Consider the following 3953-nt stretch of genomic DNA (forward strand, 5'->3'; position numbering starts at 1 on the left):
GGCCCAGCGCTGGCGCTGGAGCCGCAACCTCGGCGCCTGGTACATCCCGCGCTCGAGGTGGGTCAGCTGCCGGCCGGCCGGTGCTGCCACGGCCAGCGGGGCGGGTGGGTCTCCTCGGCCACGCGCCGGTGCAGCAGCCCGATGGCGGCGGCGACGGTGGCCGGGTCCTCGACGGCGCTCATGTGCCCGGCCGCGGGGACGACGGTGAGCGCGCCGTCGCGCGCGGCGTGCACCATGTGCTCGGCCTCGACCAGCGGGGTGATCTGGTCCTCCGCGCCGACCACCACGGAGACGGGCCCGTCGAACGTGCGCAGCACGTCGGTGCGGTCGGGGCGGGCCGCCATCGCGCGCTGCGCCCAGGCGACGCCCGACGGGGACTGCGCGCGGATCCACGACTCGAGCAGCGGGAAGAGGTTCCGCCGCTTCTCCACGCTTGTCGGCCCGAGCAGCGCGCCGGGCATGCTGAGCACCGGGTCGAGCGTCTGGCCCGCGGTGACCGCGTCGGCGATCCGCAGTCGGTTGGCCCGCGCGGCGTCGAGGTCGGCGGTGGACTTGGTGTCGACGAGCCCGAGCCCCACGACGAACCCGGGGTGCCGCTCCGCCAGGGCGAGCGCCACGTAGCCGCCCATCGACAGCCCCACCACGACCGCGTTGCCCTCCCCCTGCTCCCGCATGGTGCGGTGCACGGCGTCGGCGACGTCCTCGAGCCGCGGCGGGATGCCGCCGAGGTCGGAGTGCCCCTGGCCCGGCAGGTCCACGCCGATGGCCCGCACCCCCGCGGGCAGGGCCTGCGCCGCAGCCGCCCACATGCGGTGGTCGAGCGGGAAACCGTGCAGCAGCAGCACCGGCGTGCCCGCCCCGTCGTGGAGCGGGTAGGTCGCCAGGAGCGCGGAGGTGGTGGTCATCGTCGACTCCTCGTCATCGCCTTGTCATCAGGACAACCTCATCAGGACAACCTCATCAGGACAACCTCATCGCGGCACGGTCTCGGCCGTCCGCACCTCGCCCTCGTAGTGCGTGGGCAGCGGGGCGTGGCCGGGCAGCACGTGCCCGACGATCTCGTCGAGGACCCGGCGCACCGCCGGCTCCCCGACCCACAGGTGCTTCGCGCCCTCGACGCCGATCACCTCGGCCTGCGGCACGCGCGCGAACCGCCGCCGGGCCTCGTCGGGGCGCAGGTAGTCGTCGTGCTCGGGCACCAGGACCACCAGCGGGCGGCCGAACCCGGCCCAACGGTCGAGGTCGGCGTCGGTGGCGCGGTGCAGCGGGGGCGAGAGCAGGATCGCCCCCTCGACTGCCGGGTCGGCGCCGTGCTTGAGCACCAGCTCGGTGCCGAACGACCAGCCGACCAGCCACGGGCGCGGCAGCTCGCGGAACTCGGCGAGCTCGATCGCGGCGGCGACGTCGTACCGTTCCGCCTCGCCGCCGTCGAACGCGCCGTCGGACGTGCCCCGAGGGGACGACGTGCCGCGCGTGTTGAAGCGCAGGACGGCGAGGTCCGCGAGCGCCGGGAGCCGCCATGCCGCCTTCCGGTACACGTGCGAGTCCATGTAGCCGCCGTGCGTGGGCAGCGGGTGGAACGTGAGGAGGGTCGCGACCGGGTCCCGGTCGGCCGGGAGGGCGAGCTCGCCGACGAGCGTGAGCCCGTCCGCGGTGTGCAGCTCGACGTCCTCACGGCGGGCGGGGAGCATCGTGAGGGAGCGGATCTGGTGTCCGGTGTCGTGTCCGGCGGCGTCGTCGTTCATCGCGTCCAGCGTAGTTCGGCCGGGCGCTCCTGGCCGGTCCTGCGGCGCCGTTCAGCGCAGCCGGGCCCGGCGCTCCCAGCATGACGAGTGCCAGTGCCGGCGGTCCTCGAGGCCCGCGGCCTCGCCCCCGACGACGTCGCGCTGCCAGGCGACGACGTGCGGCGTGCCCGCCGGGATCTCCTGCCGGCACGCGGGGCAGCGGTACGCCTTGTCGCCGCCGCGCAGCCGGCGCACGGTCCACTCGCCGTCCGCCGCGCTCTCCCGGCGGACGCCGCCGAGGGCGCGGTCGAGGTCGAGGGGCGGCGGCTCCGCCCCCCAGGGGCGCTTGCGGGAGGGTCGGCGGGACGGCATGCCACCCATTGTCGCCCGGGCGCCGTCGAGCCGGCCCACGGCCGTGCGGCGCGCCCGGGCGGTCTCGTCCCGTCGCCGGACCCTGGACGGCGCGGTCAGGTGGGGCCGTTACAGTGGCCCGGTTCGTCCCCGCCGACCGAAGGACTCCCCGTGAAGCTCCGCACGTCCGCCGCCGCTGCCGCGCTGGCGCTGGCCGCGGCCCTGACCCTGACCGCCTGCGCCGACGACTCGTCCGGCGACGGAGCCACGCCGTCCGCGTCCGCGTCGTCGTCGCCGGCCACCGAGGCTCCCGAGCCGACCAAGGAGGACGTCGCCGCGCTCGAGTCCGTGAAGGTCGAGGGCGAGGTCGGCAAGGAGCCGAAGGTGACCTTCGAGACGCCGCTCGAGGTGTCCGTGCCCACGTCGCGCGTCATCGACGAGGGCGACGGCGCGGACCTCGCCGAGGGCATGAAGGTCACCATGGACACCGTCGCCTACCTCGGCACCGACGGCTCCACCCAGGGCTCCACCTGGGAGCAGAAGACGCCGCAGAGCTTCATCCTCGGCGACGCGAACTACGGCGTGCTCACCGAGCCGCTGGCGGGGCAGAAGGTGGGCGCCCGCCTGCTCGTGGCCAACCCCGTGCAGGGCCAGGACGGCTCGACGGCCACGATGGTCAACGTCGTCGAGATCACCGACGCGACGAAGATCCCGACGCGCGCCGAGGGCACCGCCGTCGAGCCCGAGAAGGGCCTGCCGACCGTCACCCTGGACGACTCGGGCAAGCCGTCGGTGACGATCCCCGACGGCTACGAGGCGCCCAAGGACCTCGTGGTACAGCCGCTGATCAAGGGCGACGGCGCCAAGGTGACGAAGGACCAGACCATCACCGCGCACTACACGGGCTGGACGCTCGACGGCGAGCAGTTCGACTCGTCGTGGGACCGCGGCACGCCGTCGTCGTTCTCGCTCCAGGGCGTCATCGCCGGCTGGACGGACGGCCTCGCGGGCCAGACCGTCGGCAGCCAGGTGCTGCTCGTCATCCCGCCCGACCAGGCGTACGGCGCCCAGGAGGGTCACGAGCTCCAGAAGGAGACGCTGGTCTTCGTCGTGGACATCCTCGACGCGCAGTGATCCTCCGTCGTCGTGACGTCCCGGACGTCACGGCGACGGCCACCCAGGTCATCAGCACCGCGACGGCGGGCTCCCGGTCACGGGGGCCCGCCGTCGCGCGTAGTCTCGGGTGCCATGAGCGCAGAGCCCACCCCCGCCGAGCTGCCCGTACCCGCCGACGACGCCGTCGGCCCTCAGCGGGAGGTCCTCACCTGGACCCTGCTGCCCGTCGCGATCCGCGAGCTCGCGCAGCAGGTCGTCGACAGCGGGTTCCTGCCCGACGTCGTGATCGCCGTCGCGCGCGGCGGCCTGGTGCCCGGCGGCGCGATGGCGTACGCCCTGGGCACCAAGGGCGTGGGCACGATGAACGTCGAGTTCTACACCGACATCGGCAAGACCCTCGACGACCCCCGCGTGCTGCCGCCGCTCATGGACACGTCCGAGCTGCCGGGGTCCAAGGTGCTCGTGGTGGACGACGTCGCCGACTCCGGCCGCACCCTCGCGCTCGTCATGGACATGCTCGCCAAGCAGGGCGCCGACGCCCGGTCCGTGGTGCTCTACACCAAGCCGCGCACGATCATCCGGCCCGACTACTCCTGGCGCGACACCGACCTGTGGATCACGTTCCCCTGGTCCGCCGACCCGCCCGTCACCGGCGCGCACTCCGCCGACGTCTGACGCCGAGGTAGTACGAGATCCGCCGAGGTAGTACGAATCCGCCGAGGTAGTTCGAAGGGCGGCCCGCAGAACCTGCGGGCCGCCCTT

General features: G+C 74.2%; 5 protein-coding genes. 2 read left to right on the forward strand and 3 right to left on the reverse strand.

Annotation, left to right across the window (positions count from 1 at the left end):
* Positions 1 to 62: 62 nt before the first annotated feature.
* The 3 genes from ABZ493_RS21685 to ABZ493_RS21695 all read right to left on the reverse strand — a co-directional run bounded on the left by ABZ493_RS21685 (position 63) and on the right by ABZ493_RS21695 (position 2096).
* A complete protein-coding gene (locus ABZ493_RS21685) occupies positions 63 to 905 on the reverse strand; it encodes an alpha/beta fold hydrolase (protein ID WP_430584185.1) in 843 nt (280 codons plus the stop codon).
* 66 nt (positions 906 to 971) lie between these two features.
* The gene (locus ABZ493_RS21690) at positions 972 to 1745 is read right to left on the reverse strand and encodes an alpha/beta hydrolase (protein WP_430584186.1); all 774 of its coding nucleotides are present in this window, start codon (positions 1743 to 1745) and stop codon (positions 972 to 974) included.
* 51 nt (positions 1746 to 1796) lie between these two features.
* A complete protein-coding gene (locus tag ABZ493_RS21695; RefSeq protein ID WP_430584187.1) occupies positions 1797 to 2096 on the reverse strand; it encodes a hypothetical protein in 300 nt (99 codons plus the stop codon).
* A gap of 150 nt (positions 2097 to 2246) precedes the next feature.
* Here ABZ493_RS21695 and ABZ493_RS21700 point away from each other — a divergent pair, with 150 nt between their 5' ends.
* Positions 2247 to 3209, forward strand: coding sequence for an FKBP-type peptidyl-prolyl cis-trans isomerase (locus ABZ493_RS21700; protein WP_430584188.1), 963 nt, complete (start codon positions 2247 to 2249; stop codon positions 3207 to 3209).
* A gap of 114 nt (positions 3210 to 3323) precedes the next feature.
* The gene (locus tag ABZ493_RS21705; RefSeq protein ID WP_430584189.1) at positions 3324 to 3866 is read left to right on the forward strand and encodes a phosphoribosyltransferase; all 543 of its coding nucleotides are present in this window, start codon (positions 3324 to 3326) and stop codon (positions 3864 to 3866) included.
* Positions 3867 to 3953: the final 87 nt, after the last annotated feature.

The sequence above is a fragment of the Isoptericola sp. NPDC019482 genome, assembly GCF_040632295.1.
Taxonomy (GTDB): domain Bacteria; phylum Actinomycetota; class Actinomycetes; order Actinomycetales; family Cellulomonadaceae; genus Isoptericola.